A 23,940-nucleotide genomic window follows, 5' to 3' on the forward strand; every position below is an offset into this window, starting at 1 on the left:
AATGGAACATTTTTGGCTGATCTGGTTGGTTAGTGTACTGTGCGCTCTATGCACGATACCTATTCAATCCAACACGATTCGCCAACATGTACAGTTGCAAGCCGCCATCTATTCTACTAACAAAGTCCCGCCTATTTCCGTCATGGTTGTGATTATGATCCTTCAGAGTTGTGTCTTTCTGGCTCTGGCGACTGCGATAGGCTTGTGGCTCATGCCTTCTACTGGTCTTCGACTCTGGATTCTCGATTACTGGGTGTCCAGAGCGGAGCTGCCTTTTTCCATCTGGTCGTTTTGGACCATATCGATTGGTTCAGGTATCGCGGTAGGCCTTTTGGTAAAATGGGCGGATCGTTCTTTCTTTCAACAACACATGACCACATTAATGGGTAAAGAACCGATTTCATCACGGTTCTTCGGCTTTCTCTCGTCTTTTTACGGAGGGGTCTGCGAAGAAGTGCTCATGCGTCTAGGGGTTATGACTGTTGTCGTATTTTTGGTACAGAAGATGGGTTGGCTGGGAATTTCCTATTGGCTGGGCATCCTTGTTGCCGCCATTGTTTTCGCGGTATCCCATCTCCCATCCAATTACTTGACGTACGGAAAAGGTAACGTGGTCACTGTATGGACGTTGTTGCTAAACGGTATCATGGGCATCTTGTTTGGCTTCCTATATTGGCGCTACGGTTTAGAAGCTGCGATCATTAGTCATTTTAGCGCTGACATCGTGCTGCATGTGATCTTTAAAAATAAAAGCAGAAAGTAGGAGAAGCGAATGATAGTTGTAACAACAGAAAACATTCCAGGATATCGTGTCGTTGAAGTGAAAGGAACAACATTCGGCTTAATCGTTCGAGCACGCGGAATTGGGGGAGACATCATGGCAGGTCTTCGTTCAGTAGTTGGCGGAGAAATCAAGGAATACACGGTGCTCCTGGAGGACGCGCGCAAGCAAGCACTTGACCGCATGATAAAGAACGCAACTGCCATGGGAGCTAACGCTGTGGTCATGTGTCGTTACGACTCTGGAAATATGGGAAATATGGGGGAAGTTGTCGCATACGGTACAGCAGTTGTCATTGAAAAGGTGTAAGGAATGATTTATTTCATTTCCTACATCGTTTTTCAGATCTTGCTTTTCATCACCTTGCTCATCATTTCGAAATTCAAGGACAAACGACTGCACCAAGACCACGGAGAAGTCGTCCCGCCCGGATTTGAGCCGACGAATGAAGTGACGATCGATCCAGTAAGTCAGGAAAAGCGTCGTGTATACTTCAATCCAAAGACCGGGGACCGGTATTACAAAGTTGAAAAATAAGCGGTGAGGAATGACTTCCAGCTTTAGTAGAAACGGGCCAAATCTTGTTAGACGACAAGATTTGGCTTTTGTTGTGCACCCAGTATGGACGATAGCTCGAATGTCGATTTGATGCTGTGCCATATTGTGACGACCCCAAAGTCATGATAACATTCTAAAAAATATCTTTTGGAGAGATAGAGGGACGAGAGGTCATTAGCATGACGAAAACGATACTGATTGTAGAAGACCAGCAGGTTTTGCGAGAGATTATGAAGGAATACTTGATGGACGAAGGATACGAAGTGTTGGAAGCGGGCGATGGAACTCAAGCGCTGACGTTATTTCAGGAGCATGAAGTACATTTGATCATTCTGGACGTTATGCTGCCGGAATTGGACGGGTGGTCAGTATGCAGACGCATTCGCAAAGTTTCCAACGTCCCCATTCTGATGTTAACAGCTCGTTCGGATGAGGATGACACGTTGCTTGGATTTGAGCTCGGGGCAGACGATTATGTGGTGAAACCGTGCAGTCCACCCATTCTGCTGGCACGCTCCAAACGGTTGTTGGAAAACCGGCAAATGCAAGAACCTGGGGATATGTTGTCCGGCGGCGGGATTACGATTCACTTGCCGTCCCGAACCGTTTCGATTGAGGGGAAGAACTACAGCCTGACGCACACGGAATTCGAAATTTTGGCCTACTTGATGAAAAACAAGGGCATCATCCTCAGCAGAGAACAGCTCATTACAAAAATCTGGGGTTACGACTTTGTCGGTGAGGATCGCACACTCAGCAGCCATGTTCGGAATTTGCGTTCCAAGCTGGGAGAGCAGGCGAAGCATATTGTCACTGTTGTTCGTTCCGGTTATAAATTCGAGGACCGGCCATGAGAACGAGCATTGTACGCAAGCTGTTTCTGCTCACGACCGGATTATGCCTGTCTGTGATCGCGAGCATTTTTATCGGACAAACCGTATTTTTCGAGCAGTATTATGTTCATCAAAAGGTAGAAAAAGTGAAGGAAGCCCTTCAATCCTATCGACAAAACGAGTTGACTCATGACGGGGCTTCCCAGGATGAGGTCAGGAAGGAACAGGAGTTTTATCAAAAGACGAATGCCTGGTTTGCTCGATTGGATGATAGAGGCCAGTTGAAATACACGGACGATTTCCAGATGGAGGTCCGTTTGGATAACTCGGACGCCGCTCCAGCTCTCTCTGGCAAGTCGATTGTCGTTCCCTTGTACACGGTCATGGATGTGGAGGATGTAAACTCCGATAACCCCTTCTTAGATACTTATGTGAAAGCGGGACAACAGATTGCCATGGAAGGGATCATGTTCGATAATCAATGGTTTGCGCAACGGATCGGGAGGAGTGTCTCCAATCTCAGAGAGGAAGATCAACTGGAGAATCAGCAACTCGTCAAAAAAGAGTATGAGGTCGTCCCGAGATTCAAGAGTGGCACCGAATACCATGAGCGTTATCCCAGCGTTTTGTTTCGTGGAACCATCACACAGGTCCGAACACCGCAAGGCGCGGATGTATCCCGCTATATGAACCGCTTATTTCTTGAACGGGTGAAAGCTTTTCAAGCGGATCTTCTATACGGAGATGTTGAGGAGCAAACAAGCACCATAACGGACTACCAAGAGAACAATATCGATTACAAAATATTCGTTGAACGCGTGACCGATCAAACAGGGAAACCCGCCTATCTGTTTGCCATGACATCACTGCAGCCCGTAAACGAAGCTGCAGGGGTGATGAGAAGTTATTATGGCTACATCATTGCAGGTACATTACTGCTCATTCTGCTCGCCTCCTTCTATTATTCCCGCAGAATAGCAGCTCCTTTGCTCCGAATGGACGACATGACGCAAAAAATGGCCAAGCTGGACTTCTCTGAAAAAATCCCGATCAAAACGGAGGATGAGATCGGCAGCTTGTCACGGAATATTAATCGGCTTTCGGATATGCTGCATGCCCATATTGTCCGTCTGGAGCAGGATATTGAGAAAGAAAAGCGGCTGGAGCAAACGCGCAAGGAATTTATAGCTGGCGTGTCGCATGAGCTGAAAACTCCGCTCAGCATTATGGAAAGCTGCCTGTACATTTTGAAGGATAAGGCAGATAGCCCGAAGCGAGATTACTATTTTGCTGCGATGGAAGATGAAGTGAAGAAGATGAACATGCTGGTTGCGGATATGCTGGAATTGGCAAAATATGAATCCGGTACGTATAGAATGCAGATGGATTCGTTCCGGATTGATGGGCTGCTCGAGCAAATCTGCGTAAGGTTGATACCGGACCTCGCCAGCAAGCAGTTACAGTTGCACCACCGTTTAACCCCAGTCGAGGTTATCGCCAATCAGCGTCGAATCGAGCAGGTGATCGTGAATTTCCTGACAAACGCCATTCGCTACACACCGGAAAAAAAGGAAATTGTCATCTCGACGGTTGAAGGGGAGGATACTGTCAAGATTTGCATCGAAAACAAAGGCGTCCAGATTCCGAGCGAGCAGTTGGAGAAGATATGGGATCGTTTCTACCGTATCGAGCATTCCCGCAACCGTTCGACCGGAGGAACCGGATTGGGCCTGGCGATCTCCAAACAGATACTAGAACTGCATGGGGCGGTCTATGGGGCAATGAACACGAAGGAAGGCGTCTTGTTCTATTTTGAATTGAAGAAAACGAAAGTGTAGAACCTCGGTTCTGCACTTTTTTTATTGCATTTCTACCTAATCTGCACACGATCTGCATCTGATCTTGATCTTTGACGATTACTCTTTACCTTGTTCAAGAAGAAAGGGGAAAGATGAAAGTGCAAAGGAAAATGATGAGTATTACACTATTCGCCATGGTCGCCTTATCGGTTGCGGCGTGTGGCAGCAATGGACAACCACCCGCTCCCGAGATGACCAGGCAGGTCGAGGACATCTCCACTGCGAAGCAAACCTCATATGCATCACTGTATCAGAAAAGTGTTTTTCTAGGAGATTCGATTACGGAGGGATTGTCTTACCATGATGTGCTGAAAGAGGAGAACGTGCTGGCAGGTGCGGGGAAAACGGCTGAATTCGCGCTGGAAGATTTGGACGAATTGGTCAAGCGAAAGCCCGAGCATATTTTTATCCAGCTGGGTTCGGACGACATTTTATGGCCGACCGACCATCCCAAGGAATATTCGTTGTCGTACTACGCCCAATTGATCGGTCGCATCAAAGAAAGGCTTCCTGAGGCGTCCATCACGATATTATCCGTTACCCCTGTTACCGAAAAAGCAGAAAAAGCGGAGCCACGCTATCAAAATATCGACGACTACAATAAGGGACTGAAGGAGCTGGCAAGCAAGGTACAAGTCGGATACATCGATGTGTCATCAATTGTGGACGATCATCCTGAGATGTACGATGCGGACGGCATTCATTTCCAAGCCAAGTTCTATCCGATCCTGCTCGATTACATAAAAGATGAGCTGGGTCGTAAGAAGAGCGCAAAATAACGGCTCGGGAGGAAACGAACGTTGGTATTCAGCAGTCTGATTTTCCTGTTTCAATTTTTGCCCGCCGTACTGCTCGTTTATTATGTGTCGCCTAAAAATTTGAGAAATGCTGTTCTGTTCGCTGCGAGCCTCATCTTTTATGCATGGGGTGAACCGATCTATATCATCATCATGATTTTTACAACCGTATTTGATTATATCAACGGGCTTGTGATCGACAAGTACAGTCACCGCAAGCCGATCGCCAGAGCAGTGTTGTTCGGCTCCATCTGTGGCAGTTTGGCGATTCTCGGTTTCTTTAAATATGCCGGGTTTGTCGTTTCGAATGTGAATGATCTATTCGGTTTGCATATACAGGTGGCTGATCTGCCACTACCCGTCGGTATTTCTTTTTATACGTTCCAAACGATGTCCTATGTAGTGGATGTATACATGGGAAAAGTGCCAGCACAACGAAATTTTGTCAGCTTCGGCACGTACGTCACGATGTTTCCCCAACTGGTCGCAGGTCCTATCGTTACATATGGAGATATCGCGGAGCAACTGGTCTCTCGTAAAGTGACGTTGGAGCGGTTCGGAGAAGGAGCGGAATGGTTCATCCGGGGATTGGCCAAAAAAGTGCTGCTCGCCAACAATATCGGACTCTTATGGACCAATGTGAAGTCGACGCCGATGGAAGACTTGACTGTCCTGTCCGCGTGGCTCGGCATCCTGGCGTTTACGTTTCAAATTTACTTCGATTTCAGCGGGTATTCGGATATGGCGCGCGGACTCGGCAAAATGTTCGGTTTCGAATTTCCAGAAAACTTCAAGTATCCGTATACTTCACGAAGCGTTACAGAATTTTGGCGCAGATGGCATATTTCCCTCGGTTCCTGGTTCCGGGAGTATGTCTATATTCCGCTCGGCGGTAATCGGATGGGCTTGGGCAAGCAGTTTCGTAACCTCTTGATCGTATGGTTCTTAACTGGTCTGTGGCATGGGGCTAGCTGGAACTTTATCGTCTGGGGCTTGTATTTCGGCTGTTTCGTTGCGCTTGAGAAGCTGTTTTTACTGACATGGCTGAAGCGTTGGCCAAACTGGGCGGGAAATCTCTATACGTTGCTGATTATCGTTGTCGGGTGGGTCCTTTTTGAATTCGAACAGTTACCTTCCGCGTGGCTGTTTATCTGTGCGATGTTTGGTTTCGGGGCCCACGAATGGGTGGATCGTCAGGCGCTCTACGACTTGACGACGTATGGGGGATTGCTCGTTCTGTTGGCCTTATGCGCGACACCGCTGCCCCGGAAAGGATTGGAGCAAATGAAAGCCCGATGGAATTCAGTTGGCATGATCGCTGCTTTGACATTTTCTATCATCAGTTTGGTTTTGTCGTCTGCTTATTTGGTCTTTGAGGATTACAATCCATTCTTATATTTTCGGTTTTGAGGGGAGGGAGTTGTCTTGAACAGCTCTGACAAACAAACACGAGCCGTGACGGGCTTGATGTTCTTGCTGTTTATCCTCATAGTGGCTGTTTTGAACATACTGACCCCTGATCAGGCATTCTCGGAATCGGAAAACAGGGTGCTCGAAAAGAGGCCGCCATTTTCGCTGCGATCACTGCTGACGGGGAAGTTCATTTCTGATTATGAGACCTATATCACCGATCAATTTGCTTTCCGGGACGTTTGGATCGGGCTAAAAACGGATGCAGATCGTGTTATAGGCAAAAAGGACAGCAATGGTGTTTATCTGGGCAAGGATGGGTACCTGATTCAACATTTTTCATCTCCACTAGACACCGAGGTGAATGACAGAGTTCAGGTCATCCAGTCGATTCACCAGACAACGCCCGACCTTCGTAAGTACATCATGCTGGTACCGACCGCCGCCGCTTTGCTTCGGGACAAACTCCCCGCCTACGCACCAATGGGTGACGAACATGCTGTGCTGAATCGAGTACGGCAATTGCTTCCACCTGATATTCGCTTCGTTGATGTCTTTCCCGCGCTGTATGCCGGACGTGAAGATAACATTTTTTATAAAACGGATCATCATTGGACGAGCAAAGGCGCTTATGATGCTTACCGGGTGTTGTGCAAACAGATGGGGATTGTTCCGAAAGACGAAGCAGCGTTCAACATTCGGCAGGTGACGGATGCATTCTACGGATCGCTCTATTCGAAAAGCGGCTTTCGTCATCTGCAGCCTGATCGCATCGATCTTTATCTGCCGAAAGAGGCAAGCAAAAAGAAGGTGGAGTACGTGGACGAAGGCCGTACTGAGGATTCCTTGTACCAGATGGACAACCTGTCCAAAAAGGACAAGTATGCGGTATTCCTGAACGGCAACCATGCATTGGTTCGAATTACAACCGACCATCCTGACGGGAAAAAGCTGCTGATCGTGAAAGATTCGTACGCCAATAGCCTGATACCTTTTTTGGCCGAACACTTCGCAGAGATTGATGTCGTTGACCTTCGATATTATGAGGAATCCGTAGGAAAGCTCATACAAGATCGGCAGTTTCATGACATGCTATTCCTTTACAACGTCCAAACGTTTTTTGAAGACAACTCTATTCTGAACATCATGGAGTGAATAAAATGAAGCGATTTTTGTCTGTACTGCTTATGTTTGCTATCGGAATGGGAATGTTGGCCGGATGCTCCAGTGACGGCGGGACTTCTGAAGAACTATCGGCTGCAAAAGTGGGAGAAAGAATGCAACAAACTGTAAGTTTTCATGATATGAAGCAAGGGGATCTGGAGAAACTTCAAAAGCTGTATCACATCGACGCAGAAAAAGTGGAGGATTTTATCCTCTTTACGGCCTCATCCAATGTGAAAGCAGAGGAACTGGCTATCATTAAAGTCAAAGATGCGAGCGACACCGAAAATGTAACAGAGAAAATCCAGCAGCGGATCGAGGCCCAAACAATCAAATTAAAAGACTATCGCCCAGAGGAGTATTACCTCATCGAAAAGCATGTTTTGAAGACGAAGGGGCCGTTTGTTTTATTCGCGGTGTCAAAAGAGGTGGATCAAATAGAATCTGTGTTTGACGAAGCGATAAAGTAAATGTCTGATTAAAAAGAAAAAGCGGTGGTTTAAGACCTTGGAAATAAAGTCTTAGACTACCGCTAGTGTTATGCTTGTTATTCAAATTAACGTTCTTCGTTAGCTTTCAAATTATAAAAGAAATGAATTCATCAATCACAGCGATTTACAGATGGCGGCTGATATTTATATGATTGCCGCCTTTCGACATTTTACTGTTTCCTCAGGCTCTGTTCTCTATCGAAATCGTCTCGCATCCGTTGAATAATGCAAAATTTTGAAAACAATTGTTCAAAGCTGTTCGCAATTGCTTTGTTGGCTTTATGTCGTTCTGGTACCAGATGTTTTTAACAACAAGCGTCTTGGCTTTTCGTTCCACGATTACCTCGGCTCGTCCGATGAAGCTCTCTCCATACAATAGAGGCAGCACATAATAGCCGAATTTCCGTTTGTTTGCAGGCGTGTAAATCTCCCAAGTATAATCGAAGCCAAACAATTTGTTGATCAGCTTTCTGTCCCATATCAAATTGTCCAGTGGAGCAATCAGTTCGCAGCGTAATTTCGGTGCCGGATTTTGCAGGACGGCTTCAATAAGCGGCAAATCCTCCGTGCGACAGTATAGCATATCCTTCATTTGTTCTACGGCAACAGCAACAATGCGATCTTCGTGTAACAGTTGGCGGAAAACCTCGTTGCGCTGCTCCGCTTTCAATCCCCATATATTCAGCCAGGCATCGGACGCGCGGTTCCATAAAAGGCCAACAGCACCGATTCGACGCAGTACCCGCCACTTGTGATGCTCAAGCTCGTCCTCCAGCGGCTCCGGCGCATTCAGCAGGTTTGGCGGTATGTACTTCCCAGCCATATCGTAATATTTACGCGTTCCTTTTTTATGATGGATAATCAACTCACCTGTCGAGTACATCTGCTCTAGCACCGATCGCGATGTATTGTTTCCGCTGCTCCAGTGGATGGCCGATTGCCAAGTGAAATCTCCATCCAATTTCAGTTCATCCGAACTTATCGTACCGTGATTTTGAATATGAGTCCGTACTTGCGCTGTCAAAACCTCCATTTCGGGATAGCGCTTGGCATGTTGTCGGGCGGCTTGCCTGTATCGCTCAAAATACGGCCAGTCCTCGATCGGGATAATAGCCAGATTCTTGTCGGGATAATCGATCAGGAATCTATCTTGATACAGCAACTCGTCGAGCATATTCTTGGTAAATCCTTTGATTCGCGACTGGAGAACCAGTTCGGCGTTTTTTCCGCAAACATCGATGGGATCATATTGAATACAACCGACCTGCCGCACAAAATCCATTACGCCTTGCTTTCCGGTAAATTGATATTCGCCCAACAGCCCGTGCTTCATTAACAGAAATTGCCGTGCTTGGCGGTTCGTCAATTGGATCATGTATGCGTCGACTCCTTAACCAAACAAACGGGAGCAGCTTGCACATGCTGATGGATGGCAAAGTTGCTTATCACAGTAAAGTTACGATTTGCTTCTTGCCATAATGGCGGTATCCATTCGGGAGCTTCAGGAGCAAACCCCTTTCCTAATTTTCCAATAATCGAGCATTGCTCTTTTTCAACGATGTCAACCACACCTATTCCCCCTATCTGTAGGAAAATACACAAAACACGAACTGATGTTCCTGTGATATTTTACCATTGTCTGAAGCATAAAAACAAGAGCTATTGAAAAATAACTGCCCGCAAGTTAAATAACTGGCAGCCAATCTAACCCTTTATTTTTACGGAACAGTAAAAACCGTTTTCATGGAATGCGAATGAGTATAGTTGCAGAGTGACCCAACCCTTAACTATAAAAGGACTTATCCTGATTTTGACAGGGGGGGCCATCTCTGACTTATCATCGTTATATTTGAATCGAACTGTAACCTTTTGGAATTTCAAACGAATAACGTACATGAAAACATAATTCCAGGAGGTAGGAAGATGAGAATGAGGAATCGAGCTATAATGACATGCATCGCTGCTTCTGTAGTAGCGACGACACCAATATGGATGTCTGAACCGGGATTCGCGGCAGGAAAAACAAAAACGGTTGATTCAACAAAAATAGACAATATTAACAAAACAATCGATAAATTATCCAAGGCGCTACCCTATATGAAAGAACTGCCCGATCAAACGATGGATATCAATGAAAAAAGCGGTGTGGTCGTCGTCACACGAAAAAATAAAGCCGACTCATCCGCGCCACAGCTGACCGTCTATTTGGATAGGAGTAGCGGAGAAATAAACAGCTTCGATTTGGAAATGGAAATACCCGACAAGGAAGACAAGCTTTCTCTGGATGTCCAAAAGGAAAAAGCGCAGGCATTTCTCAAGGAATTATTCGGGCAACTGGCAACGGAGCTGCAATTCGATGAGAGTGAATCTAAACGCATAAATGAAGTCGTATTTAGAAGAGTGATCAATGGTGTACCTTATCTAGGCCAAAATGTATTTATTAATGTGAATTCACAGGGCCAGATTGCAAGCTTCAGCAATGACGAAAACATCTCATCCCTTACCGACGTCTCTACTTTCCCGGAACCAACGAAGGCTATTTCGCTAGAACAAGCGGAAAAAGCCCTGACGAACATGATGAAGCTCGTATATCGTCTGGGGCCATCAGGTAGCGATCCCATTTTAACCTATCAACCTATCTGGTCCGGCTATATGGATGCCAAAACCGGCCGTTCGCTGGATACTAGGAGTGCACAATATCAGCCTTTGTCGGGTCAGTTGTCCCCCGCCATCCCGGTAACCCCTGCCAATCAGAAAGTAGTGGCTAAAAACAAAGATGAGGCAGTTGCTCTTTTGAAGAGTATCGTCGGCTTCGATCCCACCGGTGCAGCTTTTTCGGAACAGAGCTTCTCTGACCGCCCGCGTGAAGGCATGAAGGAATACAGATGGCAAAAAGGCGAACAGAGCGGTATCGTCGTGGTTCAGGAGAAAACTGGGCAAGTAACGTCAGTGGGTGTGGAAGCGAAGACTGAACGTAAAGTTACCAAAAAAGTGACGCGTGAAGACGCTCAAAGGACTGCTGTTCAGCTTTTGCAAACCTATTTGGACACGGATACAAAAATGATTGTATCGGAAGTCAATAGCTATTATTCGCAAGGAGATCCTTACACTTTTACGTTTTATCCAACCGTTCACGAGATTCCCATCGTTGATCAAGCCTATTCAGTCACGATTCATGGCGAAACAGGCAAGCCAGTGCAATTGAGTGGGGAATTTGGACACAGCAAGCTGAACTTTCCCAACCCCGCCAAAGCAGTAAGCGCTGAACAGGCGGCAAAAGAGTACCTCAAGTATCATCCGCTTAAGCTGGTCTATATGAAGCCTATCATAGGTGGACAAAAAGCTGATCTTCCCGTCCTAGCCTACATAACAGAGCGAAATGAACAAGCAGGAGACAGCATTGATGCTTTTACAGGTCAAATCATCCAGCATAAAAAATAAGAAAACAAGTGCTTGCTTCTTTAGGAAACGAGGAGCAAGCACTTGTTTTCGGAAGGGGAGGGAGCCGGATGCATGGTAGCTATGAGGAACGGATTCTTCATCTTTGTGAGACATATTACGAGGCCGTCTATCGTTTCTTATACCATTTTGTCGGCAACAGATGCGATGCGGAAGATATAACACAAGAGGTATTTATCAGGGTGTTGGAGGCGCTCCCCCGCTATGACGGCAGAGTCCAGATCAAAACGTGGATTTTTTCCATCGCAAAGCACGTAGCCATCGATCAGTATCGACGAAAAAAGTTTCGGAGGATTCTGTCTACGATCTGGTTTAACGATATTCCAGCTACAGATGGTTTGCCTGAAGTGGTATTTCTGGAAAAAGAACGAGACCAACAACTGCGGAATGTCATTCTCAAGCTTCCGCAAAAGTATCGAATGGTTATCATTTTACGTTCGATGGAGGCATGCAGTGTCAAAGAGACTGCGGAGATATTAGGTGTCTCTGAAGCAAAGGTAAAGGTGGACTATCATCGGGCGCTTAAATTGATTCAGAAAAAAATAAGTGAGGCTGAGGAAGAAGGAGGGGGAAAAACATGCGCGGGCAAGACGAAGATTTCCTACATAAAAGAGTAGAAGCACTGAGCCAATTCGTGCCACCGCCGCGAAAGGAAGCAATCGAGCGGCTGCAAACGATCCTGGCTGCCAAAGCAAAAAAGATGGATCAACGGTCGAATAAGGCAGGCTACCTCTCTTTTACGATCAAGGCGTCTGCTGTTTTGCTATTAGCTGCATGGGGAACTTTACTCGCGATTCCAACTGATATACATACACCAGCCGACAAGTCCCGCTATTCGCCTCAAGACCCATCAGAAGATGAAGTCATTCATCCAAATAAACAGATACCAGCGCCAAAAATCGAGAAAGCGGAATCTGTAAAGACGGAGCGTTCGGAAACCACAGAAAACCAGAGACATCGAAAAATGATCAATCGCAAGGAAGCAACCATTCCCCCTGAGGCATCGTCAAACAAGACCGGCGATAGAGCGACTGCCTATCTGCAGCAAATCATCGGCGAGGAGAGCCGAAAGTATCAATTGGTGGAGGGATTATCCGATCATAGACAGCAGAGGTTTGTCTTTGCTCGAACGGTGAAAGGAATACCGCTGCTTACTGACCATTATCTGGTGACCTTTGATGAAAAAAATAACGGAAAAGCACTTGCTTCTAGTCAAAATCAAAAACAAACTTCCGACGAGCGGATATTCCCCGATCCAACAAACGTGATCTCCAAGGATGAGGCGAAAAACCTTTTGTTTCACACGTTGCAGCTCACCTATCCTTTACCTGAGGGGAATGAAGAAGAAACGGCAAGCTCTCTTGCCATCGTCTACAGGCCGGATCTGACAGGTTATGTGAACGCTTTGAATGGGCAACTCATTGGAATCGATCCCGACAGTAGAAAAGTGAGCGGGCGCACGTTAAAAGTAAGCTCGGCAGGGAAAAGGCTAGGTGCAAAAAATAGCAGGGAAGCAGCGGAGTTGCTCAAAGCTGAATTTGATATTGCGGTAGTCGGCAAGGCTCGTCTAACCCAAGATTCACTAGAGGGGACAATCGAATACCGCTGGAACATAGGCAACAATCGTGCAGTTGCTTTGCAGACATACGAAGAAACAGGTAACGCATATGGACTGAAGTACTGGAACTATCCAAAGTCCGACAAGAACGATGCGAAAACTACCACCGAAGTTGCTCACATTGCCGCTTCTTTTCTGCAAAACTATTTGAATCCACAAACCACCGAGCTCCAGTTAGCCAAGGTGGAAAACCACGAGCAGGTAACGCGGGTCTTTTTCCATGAAATGTACGAACAGATTCCACTTATGGAAGATTCGTATACGGTGGACGTCGATACGGTTTCCGGCAAAATTGTTGGGTTTTTCTTCGATATTGGCAAGGAGAAAAGGGAGTTTTCTTGGAAGAAGGATCGCATTTCTACAGAAAAGGCTGCCCAGCAGTACCTCGCCAGTCACCCACTAGAGCTGGTCTACATTTGGCTGCCTGGGAATAATGCGCCATCCTTGGTGTACATACCGCTAGACCCTCGCATCATACCTTAATCAACTATTCTTCTTCTCCATTCTTATGTTTTAATAAGAAAAGAATTTGCAGTCGAGTAGCTATGGAAGAGGGATAACATGAAGCGTCTAACGATCGGCTTGTTTGCCCATGTGGATGCGGGCAAGACTACTTTCGCCGAACAGTTGCTATACCATACAAACAGTATCCGGTCGCGGGGCCGGGTGGATCATCAAGATGCCTTTTTGGATAGCCATGATATTGAGAGGAAAAGAGGCATTACCGTGTTCGCCGATCAGGCGGTTATGCACCATAAGGGCGACGTTTATTATTTGATCGACACACCTGGACATGTCGATTTTTCCTCCGAGATGGAGCGGGCGATCGGGGTCATGGATTACGCTATCGTGATTGTCAGTGCGGTAGAAGGTGTTCAGGGTCATACTGAGACAGTCTGGGAGTTGTTGCGCAAACATCAGATACCCACCTTTTTCTTCATCAATAAAACAGATCGGATCGGCGCGGATGCCAGCAGGACAGAAGAGGAGATACGCAGTCAGTTGACTGGGGATGTTTGTTGCATCAGAGACAATTTCGTCAACGGTATTGTCAGCGAAGGACTACGGGAAATGATGTCAGAGCGGAACGACTCACTGCTGGAAGCATTTTTAGAGGAAAGGGACGATCAAGAATTCTGGCTGGACGCCTTACAAGAGATGATACGAGAAGGTCAGCTTTTCCCTTGTACCTACGGCTCGGCACTACAGGACGATGGCGTTGTAGAATTCCTGGATCAACTGTCCTCGTTGACAACTGCGTCTTATGACGAAACGGCTCCATTCGGGGGGCGCGTTTATAAAATTCGACACGCAGCAAACGGATTGAGACTAACTTTCGTCAAAGCGCTGAGTGGCAAGCTGAAGGTCCGGGAGTTGCTCAGCTATGAGAACGGTGGACTACGGTACGAAGAGAAGATTACACAAATCTTATTGTTTACTGGTAGGAAATCACACTCGGTTGAACAAGTAGCTACTGGCGATTTGTTCGCGGTTGTCGGCTTGTCCGAGGCCGAAGCTGGACAAGGGGTGGGGGTCTACTCAGACAAGTTTACTTATGAGACTGAACCGACACTACAGTCGAAAGTACTATTTGACAATTCGCTTCATGTGCAGCAAGTCCTCGGTGCGTTTCGCATTCTGAATGCGGAGGACCCGTCTTTGAATGTGGTTTGGGAAGAGAGTTTGCAAGAGATTCACATTCGCGTCATGGGTCTGATCCAATTAGAAGTGCTGGAGCAGGTTGTGAAGGAGCGCTTCGGTTTTGTTGTCTCTTTCGGTCAACCGGAAATCCTGTACAAAGAAACGATACAGTCTGCAGTGACGGGATATGGACACTTCGAGCCACTCCGGCATTACGCGGAAGTACATCTCATGCTTGAACCGGGAGACCGAGGTAGCGGTATCCAATTCATTAGCGTATGTCATCCTGATGAACTGAGTTTTAACTACCAGAATTTAGTTCGGTCTCATCTCTATGAACGGGAGCATCATGGGCTATTGACAGGCATGCCGGTCACCGACATGAAAATTACGCTCCTAAGAGGCCGAGCGCATAACGAACATACGCATGGGGGCGACTTTCGTGAGGCCACCTTCCGCGCACTGCGACAGGGGCTGGAAAAAGCGGAGAATATGCTGTTAGAACCCTATTACGACTTCAAAATAAAGGTGGGAGTGAACGAGATGGGGAGGGTACTTTCGGATGTTCAGCGCGCCTCAGGTTCGTTCGAGCCACCACAGATGTCGGATACGCATGCGGTCATTACGGGCAGGGTACCCGTAGCAACATTCATGAATTACAGCACCGAATTCGCTTCTTTCACGCATGGACGAGGCAGCATCCGCTGTGTATTTGGCGGATACGATCGTTGCCATAACGCGGAGGAAGTGATGGAAAGGATAAGCTATAAAAAGGATGCCGATCCGGTTTATACCTCCTCGTCGATCTTTTGCTCCAAAGGGGCTGGCTACTCGGTGCCGTGGGACGAGGCAGAAGCCAAGATGCATCTGCTCTGAGCAGAAATGAACAGGCTGTATTAATATATTTGCAATGCAGAGGGCGAGCCTGATGAGGCTTCGCCCTATTTTCATTGGATGCGAGAGTAAATCCCACGCAATCTCTCTACATCTACAACTCGAATGGCACTGCGCTCAGATAGTTCAATCAAACCTTGCTGTCGCCATTTCTGCAAAGTCTTGTTCACCGTCATGCGAGACGTATCAATATAGCGGGCAAAAGACAACTGATCGATAGGAATAACAGTATTTCCGTACACTGCTATTAGTTTGAGCAGATAATTAGCCATCGCAAGCTCAATGGGACTGTCAGTGAACGCGATGATTTCAGCGAGGAGACGGAGCTTATAGATTTGTGAATTGGTGAAGATCACTGCCGACTGGGGGTGGTCTTGGCATATGCGCGATAAGACCTCGTCGGAGAAAAAGTGAATGACGCAAGGAGAAGTCGTTATGGCTGATGTCAGGTATGAGCCGTTGTAGGCGCCGTGCTCCCCAAACAACCCACCTGTGGGAATGTAATCGATAATCCGCTCATGTCCGTTTTCAGATAACAGCGTAATCTTCACGCTCCCTTTGTCAAGATAATAAAATCCAGTTCCCACATTGCCTTGATGGTAGATCGTTGTGTGTTTTTCCATTTCGATCTTCTTGCCATACATGAGGTACGGGGTCCACTGATAGCGGAGACAGGCCATTGTGACCACCTTTCACATGATTTGCTTACACTGTGCGAGCAGTATTTGCCGTGAGTTGTGGAGGCTTCAACATATCTGGGCGTTTGACGACAAAGGATCGGTTTTTGATTTCAATGATGCCATTTTCCTTCCATGCCTTCAGGATCTTGTAGACAGTAATACGGGTGAGGCCAGCACATTCAGCTAGCTCTTGTTGAGTGAGGGGAACCTCGTGGTTTTTAAAGTCTTCACAAATGTTGAGCAGGAGACGAGCAATTTGCTCTTCTGAAGTTAGCGCTTTCAAGTTGATGGCGGTTAAAAGAATCCGCATTTTTTGATTGATTGTTTGGGTGAAAAGAGACAAGAGTTCAGGGCGTGCCTTCAGCATTTCGAGGAATTGCAAACAGGAGAAATGATAGACGACTGCATTCTTTACAGCAATAGCCGTAGTGAAATGAGGTTGTTGATCCATCGTTTGAAGTCCCATAATTTGACCAGGTACTACGATGTTCACCAGGCGATCTTTCCCCTTGAAGGTAGAGGTCACTATCTTCACCAAACCCTTATGAAGATAATAAAAACCTTCTCCCATCGTCTCTTGCTGATAGATAGCCGTTTTTCTTTTCACAAATTGGCGGGTACCGTATTCTAAAAGGGTTTCCCATTTCAAATCAGTTTCAAATGGGGATACCATCATCGCCGCTCCTTTCCTTAACCATGATCTTGCCTCCTCCAAGCGTCCACCCCAACCCACATTGAGTCTTAATTTTCTGAATTTACTACTTTTGATTATATGAAAATAAAAAGCTCCTTACCAATATTTCAACTTGAAAAGGATGTGCATTCGAAAGAAAAACAGAAATGATGTTAATTCGTTTACATACTTACTTGCCGATGAACCAGGGGAGCCATTCGGATTTCCCACTCCGTTTCTATTTTTCAGCCGTGATGTTAAGTGGGTTACATTTTTCAGAAGAGACAGACATTATAATGCGATTTAAGATCAAAAACGGCTCAACCAACAAAAATCTACAGGGGAGGAATGGTAGTGGGAATCCGTACAGGTGACCAATACATTCGGGGTTTGAAATCACGGCAACCGGAGATTTGGCTGCAAGGCAGAAAGGTGACAAATGTATGTGAGGAAGCCGTTTTTCGACAGCCGATTCAGGAAATAGCCAAACTGTATGACATGCAGCATGACGAGAAATACCAGGAGAAGATTACCCATATTTGTCAGGAGACCGGTGAGCGTGTGAACAACGCCTTTCTCGTTGCAAAGACCCCTGAGGAATTGCAGGCGAAACGAGCCGTGTACGAAGCTTATGCGGAAGCCACTTTTGGCTTGATGGGAAGAACGCCGGATTTTCTCAATATCGTCTTGACGTCGCTATACAGCAATGCGTCTTTCTTGGAAAGGTACAATCCACAGTGGGCAGAAAACGTGAAAAATTATTACAAGTATGTACGCGATCAAGACCTGTTTTTAACGCATGCGATTATCAATCCGCAAAATGACCGCAGCAAGTCCTCGCACGAACAAAACGATGTCTACACCCATTTGGGGGCAGTAGAGGAGACGCCGGAAGGATTGATTGTCAAAGGAGCGAAAATGCTCGCGACACTGGCGCCGATCACCGATGAAGTCATCATTTACTCGTTCCCCGGGTTCCAGCCAGGAGATGAGCGTTATGCCTTGGCATTTGCCATACCGATTAACACGCCAGGCTTGCGGATCATTTGTAGAGAGCCCATGCAGGATGGGATTCGTTCCGTTTATGACCATCCATTGGCATCTCGCTTCGAAGAAATGGATGCTGTTCTTGTCTTTCATGACGTACTCGTGCCTTGGGAGCGCTTATTCCTGTACAACAATGTAGAAGCAGCCAACCTGCTTTATCCAAAGACAGGTATCGGACAACAGCCGGCGCATCAGACAGGGGTGAGAGGACTGTTGAAGCTCCAATTTGCCACGGAAGTTGCCATGCGGCTGGCAGACTCCATCGGGGTAGACGTCTATCCGAATGTCCAAAACCATCTCGGGGAGCTAGCGCAATCGCTGGAATCAGTCAGAGCGCTGCTAAAGACAGCAGAGCTGGAGTACGAGACCTTGCCGTCGGGCGAGCTCATGCCGGGTTATGTACAGCTCGAAACCATTCGCGGACTGCTTCCGAAGCTGTACCCGCGGGCGATCGAAGTCATCCAAATTATTGGAGCAGGTGGATTGCTCATGTCCCCGACAGACAGTGATATGGTGCATCCCGAGTTGGCGGAGGATATGGAAAAGTTTTATGCGGGACGGAAGGGTATCTCCGGTACAGATCGGGTTCGCCTGTTTAAGCTCGCTTGGGACCTGTGCGGGGAAGCCTTTGGACAGCGTTTGCTGCAATACGAGCGGTATTATACCGGTGATCCGGTGCGCAAATTGGCGATTTTTTACAACAACTACAAGAAGACTCATGCTTGCACGATGGTGGATGACGCGCTTAGCGTTTTTGCTGCCAAATCGGCATCGCAGACGGAACAGGTTCTTTAAACAAGGTAAAACAGGGAGGGAATAGAGCATGGGTACATTGGCACCTATCCATTTGTGGAAGTTTATCGAGGATCACATCGATCAGCTCAAGCCACCTGTGAATAACAAGGTGATTTGGAAAGATGCAGAGCTTATGGTCATGGTAGTGGGAGGGCCGAACAAGCGGCGGGATTTTCACATTGATCCATCCGAGGAAGTCTTTTACCAGCTGAAGGGTGATTGCTTCGTAGAGATCATCAATCAGGATGGGAAGCGCGAGATCATTACGGTCAGAGAAGGGGAAATGTTCCTTCTTCCGGCGAATGTCCCGCATTCCCCACACCGGATCGCGGATACCATCGGCCTTGTGGTTGAGCGCAACAGAAGTGAGGGAGAACTGGAGGACTTTGCTTGGTACTGTGATAACTGCGACCACGAAATGCATCGCGTACGGATTCAACTGACCAACATAGAGGTGCAGGTAAAAGAGGCGATCGAAGGCTTCAACAGCAATCTGGAGCTGCGTACATGCCAAAAATGCGGGCACGTCATGTCTCCGGAAGCGAGTGAGTGGAAATGCGAGTAGACTTCCATACCCACATCATTCCAGAGGATATTCCTAATCTGGCTGAACGATTTCATGGAGAGCGCTGGCCAGTTCTGCACCGCACTTGCACATGCGGGGCAACTATCATGGTCGGGGGAAAAGTATTTCGCGAAGTGACGGATCAGGTATGGGATCCCCAAAAACGGATTCATGATATGCAGCAAGAAGGCGTGGATATACAGGTATTGTCACCTATTCCGGTCACGTTTTCCTACTGGGCCCCGGCAGCCGAAGCAGAAGTGATGGCGCGGATTCAAAACGATTTTATTGCAAAGACAGTCAACCAACATCCGAATCATTTCATCGGATTGGGGACAGTTCCCTTGCAGGACACCGAGGCAGCCATTCGGGAAATGGATCGCTGCATGCACGAGCTAGACCTGAGAGGGATCGAAATCGGTACCAACGTAAATGGCAACAATCTGGACGACCCGGGACTGATTCCTTTTTTTGAAATGTGTCAGACATGGGATGTGCCACTCTTCGTCCATCCATGGGAGACACTGGGCAGAGAACGAATGGCGCGGCACAACCTGATGTACACCGTCGGGATGCCAAGTGAGACAGCGCTTGCCGCAGCAAGTCTTATCTTGGGAGGTGTGATCGAGAAGTTTCCGCGCCTGAAAATCTGCTTTGCCCATGGCGGCGGCTCTTTTCCTTATATTCTCCCCAGGCTGGACCAAGGCTGGAAGGTATGGCCGCATCTGCGTCTGACCGAACAACCGCCTAGTGTGTACGCGAAACAATTCTACTTTGATTCCTTGACATACGACCCACTGAACATTCCATACATGATGAAGCGCTTTGGCGAAGATAAGATCTTGATGGGCTCGGATTATCCCTTCCTGCTTCGTGAAACACCTCCCGGGGAAGTCATCGATCATACGTTGGAGCTGACTGACGGACAGAAGCGGGCGTTGCTGGGTGAAAACGCGCTTCGCTTCCTGAACATAAAGGAGATGAAAGCACTGTGAAGCATCAGACTAAAACACCGGAACAACGGCTACAGGCTATGGGCTTAGACCTGCCTGAACCGAGACAGCCTGCCGGTAATTATGTCGGTTGTGTCCAAGTGGGCAATCTCCTCTTTCTGGCAGGACAAGGGACAAATGAATATCGAGGGAAGCTGGGACAGGATGTCACGACAGAGGAAGGTTACATGGCTGCCAGGCAGTGTATGCTCAATCTGCTGGCTGTTGCCAAACATGAGCTAGGGGAGCTGAGGAGAATCAAACGAGTGGTCAAAATACTCGGATTCGTTAACAGCGACCCAGCTTTCATCGATCAGCCTACAGTCATGAATGGGGCATCCGATTTGTTGGTGGAGCTATTCGGCGAGAAAGGCAGGCATGGGCGATCCGCTGTAGGGATGGCCCAGCTCCCGCTAAATAACGCCGTAGAAGTAGAGATGATCTTGGAAATCGAGAATTAGGAGGATTCCCATGAGTCATACTGCCAAGGAAAACCCGGTAATAAAAGGCGCCAAGCTATTCATAGACGGAGCTTACGTGGACGCTGTTTCCAGAGAAACCTTTGATACGATCAATCCGGCGACAAATCTCAAGCTGGCTTCTGTGGCCAATGCAAATGAACAGGATGTAAAAAGGGCGATTGACGTGGCGCAGCGTACGTTTGAGTCAGGCGTTTGGAGTGAGATGTCCGTAGATGAGCGAGCCAAGATTCTCTGCAAAATGGCTGATCTGGTGATGGAGCGTGTGGACGAACTCGCTTTGGTGGAGACGCTTGATGTCGGCAAGCCGATCAAAGAAAGCCGGGGCTTCGATATTCCGAGAGCGGCAGCCAATTTGCGCTTCTTTGCCGAAATGGCTAAATACACGGTCCATGAGCATTATGAAATGCGCCATTTTATGTCCTACGCCAAATATGCTCCGGCAGGTGTGACAAGTCTGATCATTCCATGGAATTTGCCCTTTATGCAGATGACCTGGAAAGCATCGGCGGCTTTAGCGGCAGGAAATACCGTCGTGGTAAAGCCAGCTTCGTACACGCCTCTCTCGGCGGTGATGCTCGGAGAGATTGCCAATGAAGCGGGTTTGCCTGCTGGCGTGCTCAACATCATCACCGGTCCTGGCGGGACTGTCGGTACGGCAATGACGACGCATCCCCATGTGCGCCGGATCTCTTTTGTGGGAGAATCGAACACTGGAAAGACTGTCATGCAGAATGCCGCTTCGCACCTGATTCCGGTATCGCTCGAATTGGGAGGCAAATCAGCCAATATCGTGTTTGAGGATGCCGATCTTGATGAAGCGGTAAAAGGGTCGGTCGAGGCGATATTCCGCAATCAGGGCGAGATTTGTCTGGCGGGATCGCGTTTGTTGGTACAAGAAAGCGTATATGATCAGTTTCTAGACAAATTTTTGGCGGCTGTTCAAAGAATCAAGGTGGGAAATCCTCTGGATCCAGATACAGATATGGGGGCGTTGGTGTCCCGCAGTCACTTGGAAACGGTGGAGCACTACATCCAGATCGGACTGGAAGAAGGAGCCAAACTCGGTTACGGCGGAAAACGGATCAGCGGGCTGGGTGACGGCAATTTCCTGGAGCCAACCGTTCTCTATGATGTAGACAACAAAATGAGGGTGGCGCAGGAAGAGATTTTCGGTCCGGTCATCGTGATCATTCCATTTCGTTCAGAAGAGGACGCTATTCGGATCGCCAATGATTCGGCTTACGGCTTGGCAGGAGTCGTTTGGACCAACGATCTGCGGCGCGCGCATCGCGTGGCTGATCGGGTGAAGTCAGGTCTTTTATGGATCAATTGCTGGTATGTGCGTGATTTGCGAACTCCGTTTGGCGGTGCCAAGGACAGCGGGATTGGCCGCGAAGGCGGACGTCACAGCTTCGAATTCTACTCTGAGGTCAAGACAGTCACCCTAAAATTATAGCGAGAAGAACAGCAAATCAGGGAGGGAGCCGTGTGGACATAGAAAAAATCACGCGATTCGCCGATCATTTAGCGGCGGCGAGTCGTGAAGGGGTGGGAGTATCGCCACTCACTTTACTGGATCCGCAAATCAGCGAAATAGAGGCATACCACGTTCAATTGAAGACGATTGAGCGAAAAGTCACAGCAGGCGCGAGGATTACAGGGAAGAAAATCGGCCTGACCTCTCGTGCCATGCAGACACTGCTTGGCGTGGAACAGCCAGACTACGGACATCTTTTGGACGACATGGTCGTGGAAAACAACGGAGAACTGCCTTTCGAGCATGTCCTTTCGCCAAAGGTTGAAGCAGAAATTGCTTTCCTGCTGAAGCGCGATTTGGAAGGGCCACATGTAACCACTTATGACGTCTTAATGGCAACGGAATATGTAGTGCCTGCTTTGGAAATCGTGGACAGCCGTATCGCCAACTGGCAAATCAAACTGGAAGACACCATTGCGGACAATGCATCCTCCGGCTTCTACGTGCTGGGTGGACATCCTATGAAACCGCAAGATCTGGATCTTCCTCTGACAGGTATGGCGTTTTATAAAAATCAAGAGCTGATCAATACCGGTGTAGGTGCCGCCGCGTTAGGCAATCCTGCATCTTGTGTAGCATGGTTAGCGAACAAGCTGTACGAATTAGGGATAACACTCCAAGCGGGAGAAATCATCTTGTCCGGTGCGTTATCGGCAGCGGTCGAAGCGAAGCCTGGCGATGTATTTCATACACGGATTGCTGGACTTGGTTCTGTAGGAGTCAGGTTTGGCAAGTAAAAAACACGAAAGGAGTGCGTGTATGAAGAAAGTAAAGGTAGCCATACTGGGCTCGGGTAACATTGGGACAGACCTGATGATCAAGCTGGGAAGGTCGCCAGTTCTTGAACTGACGTCCATGATTGGAATCGATTCTGATTCGGATGGTCTGCGTAGAGCAAAGGCAGCTGGTTACTACGTATTTGACGGCGGATTACAACCTTTTTTGGAAAGCAGTGCGGATCTTGCGGATATCGTCTTTGACGCTACTTCTGCCCATGCGCATATTCGGCATGCGAAGGCGCTCCAGGAGGCTGGAAAGCTCGCCATCGATCTTACGCCTGCCGCTGTAGGGCCCTTTGTCGTACCATCTGTGAATCTCGGTGCACATTTGAATGAAAAAAACATCAATCTGATCACATGTGGCGGCCAGGCTACTATTCCGATAGTTCATGCGATAGGGAGTGTGAGTCCGGTCAGCTACGCAGAGACCGTGGCCACTATTTCCAGTAAAAGCGCTGGTCCTGGCACACGTTCCAACATCGACGAATTTACGGAGACGACCGCACATGGTATCGAAGCGATTGGCGGAGCGAAGAAAGGCAAGGCGATCATCATCCTGAATCCGGCAGAACCGCCGATCCTGATGAGGGATACTGTCTATGCAGTAGTGGAGGAAGGAGCGGACCGAAAGGCGATCGTGAAGGCGATTCTTCAGACCGTCTCCTATATTCAATCATACGTTCCTGGTTACCGCCTACGCTCAGAACCGATCTTTGATGAAAACAAAATCACCGTGTTTTTGGAAGTGGAAGGCGCGGGCGACTACCTCCCTACTTATTCAGGCAATCTGGATATCATGACGGCGACAGCGGTGAAGGTAGCAGAGGAATATGCCAAGCATGCTATCGGCATCGGCACGAGTATATAGCCACAAATGAAAGGAGG

The 23,940-nt window shown here is 47.8% G+C and carries 24 protein-coding genes; 20 read left to right on the forward strand and 4 right to left on the reverse strand.

Annotated elements, in window-relative coordinates; translation table 11 throughout:
- Window position 1: 1 nt before the first annotated feature.
- The 9 genes from M3630_RS01260 to M3630_RS01300 all read left to right on the forward strand — a co-directional run bounded on the left by M3630_RS01260 (window position 2) and on the right by M3630_RS01300 (window position 7,872).
- Complete coding sequence (locus M3630_RS01260; protein WP_251250948.1) at window positions 2-763, forward strand: CPBP family intramembrane glutamic endopeptidase; 762 nt, start codon at window positions 2-4, stop codon at window positions 761-763.
- A 9-nt stretch (window positions 764-772) separates the two neighbouring features.
- On the forward strand, window positions 773-1,090 hold the full coding sequence (locus M3630_RS01265; protein WP_015891250.1) for a heavy metal-binding domain-containing protein: 318 nt from the start codon (window positions 773-775) through the stop codon (window positions 1,088-1,090).
- A gap of 3 nt (window positions 1,091-1,093) precedes the next feature.
- Entirely contained in the window at window positions 1,094-1,318 is a 225-nt protein-coding gene (locus M3630_RS01270) for a hypothetical protein (RefSeq protein ID WP_173607647.1), read from the forward strand.
- Between the two features lie 200 nt (window positions 1,319-1,518).
- Window positions 1,519-2,193: a response regulator transcription factor gene (locus tag M3630_RS01275; RefSeq protein WP_173607648.1), complete on the forward strand. Its 675-nt coding sequence runs from the start codon at window positions 1,519-1,521 to the stop codon at window positions 2,191-2,193.
- Window positions 2,190-4,010 (forward strand): sensor histidine kinase, encoded by a 1,821-nt coding sequence (locus tag M3630_RS01280; protein ID WP_251250949.1) that lies wholly within the window; start codon window positions 2,190-2,192, stop codon window positions 4,008-4,010. The genes M3630_RS01275 and M3630_RS01280 overlap by 4 nt, the downstream gene beginning before the upstream one ends.
- 113 nt (window positions 4,011-4,123) lie before the next feature.
- Window positions 4,124-4,810 (forward strand): GDSL-type esterase/lipase family protein, encoded by a 687-nt coding sequence (locus tag M3630_RS01285; protein WP_251250950.1) that lies wholly within the window; start codon window positions 4,124-4,126, stop codon window positions 4,808-4,810.
- Between the two features lie 21 nt (window positions 4,811-4,831).
- Window positions 4,832-6,238, forward strand: a complete 1,407-nt coding sequence (locus tag M3630_RS01290; protein ID WP_251250951.1) for an MBOAT family O-acyltransferase — start codon at window positions 4,832-4,834, stop codon at window positions 6,236-6,238.
- 15 nt (window positions 6,239-6,253) lie between these two features.
- Entirely contained in the window at window positions 6,254-7,393 is a 1,140-nt protein-coding gene (locus tag M3630_RS01295) for a DHHW family protein (RefSeq protein WP_251250952.1), read from the forward strand.
- A gap of 5 nt (window positions 7,394-7,398) precedes the next feature.
- Window positions 7,399-7,872, forward strand: a complete 474-nt coding sequence (locus M3630_RS01300) for a DUF4358 domain-containing protein (RefSeq protein WP_251250953.1) — start codon at window positions 7,399-7,401, stop codon at window positions 7,870-7,872.
- Between the two features lie 202 nt (window positions 7,873-8,074).
- On the opposite strand, the gene M3630_RS01305 is transcribed toward M3630_RS01300, so the two are convergent.
- Window positions 8,075-9,268 (reverse strand): winged helix-turn-helix domain-containing protein, encoded by a 1,194-nt coding sequence (locus M3630_RS01305; protein WP_251250954.1) that lies wholly within the window; start codon window positions 9,266-9,268, stop codon window positions 8,075-8,077.
- Window positions 9,265-9,462 carry a hypothetical protein gene (locus tag M3630_RS01310; RefSeq protein WP_251250955.1) on the reverse strand — a complete coding sequence of 66 codons (198 nt, stop codon included), beginning with the start codon at window positions 9,460-9,462 and terminating at the stop codon, window positions 9,265-9,267. The genes M3630_RS01305 and M3630_RS01310 overlap by 4 nt, the downstream gene beginning before the upstream one ends.
- A gap of 354 nt (window positions 9,463-9,816) precedes the next feature.
- Here M3630_RS01310 and M3630_RS01315 point away from each other — a divergent pair, with 354 nt between their 5' ends.
- The 4 genes from M3630_RS01315 (at window position 9,817) to M3630_RS01330 (ending at window position 15,487) form a co-directional block, all read left to right on the forward strand.
- Entirely contained in the window at window positions 9,817-11,334 is a 1,518-nt protein-coding gene (locus M3630_RS01315; protein ID WP_251250956.1) for a YcdB/YcdC domain-containing protein, read from the forward strand.
- Window positions 11,335-11,402: 68 nt separating this feature from the next.
- Window positions 11,403-11,969, forward strand: a complete 567-nt coding sequence (locus tag M3630_RS01320) for an RNA polymerase sigma factor (RefSeq protein WP_251250957.1) — start codon at window positions 11,403-11,405, stop codon at window positions 11,967-11,969.
- Entirely contained in the window at window positions 11,930-13,453 is a 1,524-nt protein-coding gene (locus tag M3630_RS01325) for a YcdB/YcdC domain-containing protein (protein ID WP_251250958.1), read from the forward strand. The genes M3630_RS01320 and M3630_RS01325 overlap by 40 nt, the downstream gene beginning before the upstream one ends.
- Before the next feature lie 78 nt (window positions 13,454-13,531).
- Complete coding sequence (locus tag M3630_RS01330; protein ID WP_251250959.1) at window positions 13,532-15,487, forward strand: elongation factor G; 1,956 nt, start codon at window positions 13,532-13,534, stop codon at window positions 15,485-15,487.
- 71 nt (window positions 15,488-15,558) lie between these two features.
- Here the strand turns inward: M3630_RS01330 and M3630_RS01335 are convergent, their stop codons facing one another.
- On the reverse strand, window positions 15,559-16,185 hold the full coding sequence (locus M3630_RS01335; RefSeq protein ID WP_251250960.1) for a Crp/Fnr family transcriptional regulator: 627 nt from the start codon (window positions 16,183-16,185) through the stop codon (window positions 15,559-15,561).
- 25 nt (window positions 16,186-16,210) lie between these two features.
- Window positions 16,211-16,858 carry a Crp/Fnr family transcriptional regulator gene (locus M3630_RS01340; RefSeq protein ID WP_173608350.1) on the reverse strand — a complete coding sequence of 216 codons (648 nt, stop codon included), beginning with the start codon at window positions 16,856-16,858 and terminating at the stop codon, window positions 16,211-16,213.
- A 354-nt stretch (window positions 16,859-17,212) separates the two neighbouring features.
- On the opposite strand from M3630_RS01340, the gene M3630_RS01345 reads away from it, so the two are divergent.
- The 7 genes from M3630_RS01345 to M3630_RS01375 are packed head-to-tail and all read left to right on the forward strand — an operon-like array spanning window position 17,213 to window position 23,923.
- Window positions 17,213-18,700: a 4-hydroxyphenylacetate 3-hydroxylase family protein gene (locus tag M3630_RS01345; RefSeq protein ID WP_251250961.1), complete on the forward strand. Its 1,488-nt coding sequence runs from the start codon at window positions 17,213-17,215 to the stop codon at window positions 18,698-18,700.
- 28 nt (window positions 18,701-18,728) lie between these two features.
- A complete protein-coding gene (locus tag M3630_RS01350; RefSeq protein WP_251250962.1) occupies window positions 18,729-19,265 on the forward strand; it encodes a 3-hydroxyanthranilate 3,4-dioxygenase in 537 nt (178 codons plus the stop codon).
- The gene (locus tag M3630_RS01355; protein ID WP_251251311.1) at window positions 19,256-20,260 is read left to right on the forward strand and encodes an amidohydrolase family protein; all 1,005 of its coding nucleotides are present in this window, start codon (window positions 19,256-19,258) and stop codon (window positions 20,258-20,260) included. Before M3630_RS01350 ends, M3630_RS01355 begins: the two co-directional genes overlap by 10 nt.
- The gene (locus M3630_RS01360; RefSeq protein ID WP_251250963.1) at window positions 20,257-20,718 is read left to right on the forward strand and encodes a RidA family protein; all 462 of its coding nucleotides are present in this window, start codon (window positions 20,257-20,259) and stop codon (window positions 20,716-20,718) included. Before M3630_RS01355 ends, M3630_RS01360 begins: the two co-directional genes overlap by 4 nt.
- A gap of 10 nt (window positions 20,719-20,728) precedes the next feature.
- On the forward strand, window positions 20,729-22,195 hold the full coding sequence (locus M3630_RS01365; protein ID WP_251250964.1) for an aldehyde dehydrogenase: 1,467 nt from the start codon (window positions 20,729-20,731) through the stop codon (window positions 22,193-22,195).
- 32 nt (window positions 22,196-22,227) lie between these two features.
- Window positions 22,228-23,013, forward strand: a complete 786-nt coding sequence (locus M3630_RS01370; RefSeq protein WP_251250965.1) for a 2-keto-4-pentenoate hydratase — start codon at window positions 22,228-22,230, stop codon at window positions 23,011-23,013.
- Between the two features lie 22 nt (window positions 23,014-23,035).
- A complete protein-coding gene (locus tag M3630_RS01375) occupies window positions 23,036-23,923 on the forward strand; it encodes an acetaldehyde dehydrogenase (acetylating) (protein ID WP_251250966.1) in 888 nt (295 codons plus the stop codon).
- The last annotated feature ends 17 nt before the right edge of the window (window positions 23,924-23,940 follow it).

The organism is Brevibacillus sp. MER 51 (assembly GCF_023714195.1).
GTDB lineage: Bacteria > Bacillota > Bacilli > Brevibacillales > Brevibacillaceae > Brevibacillus.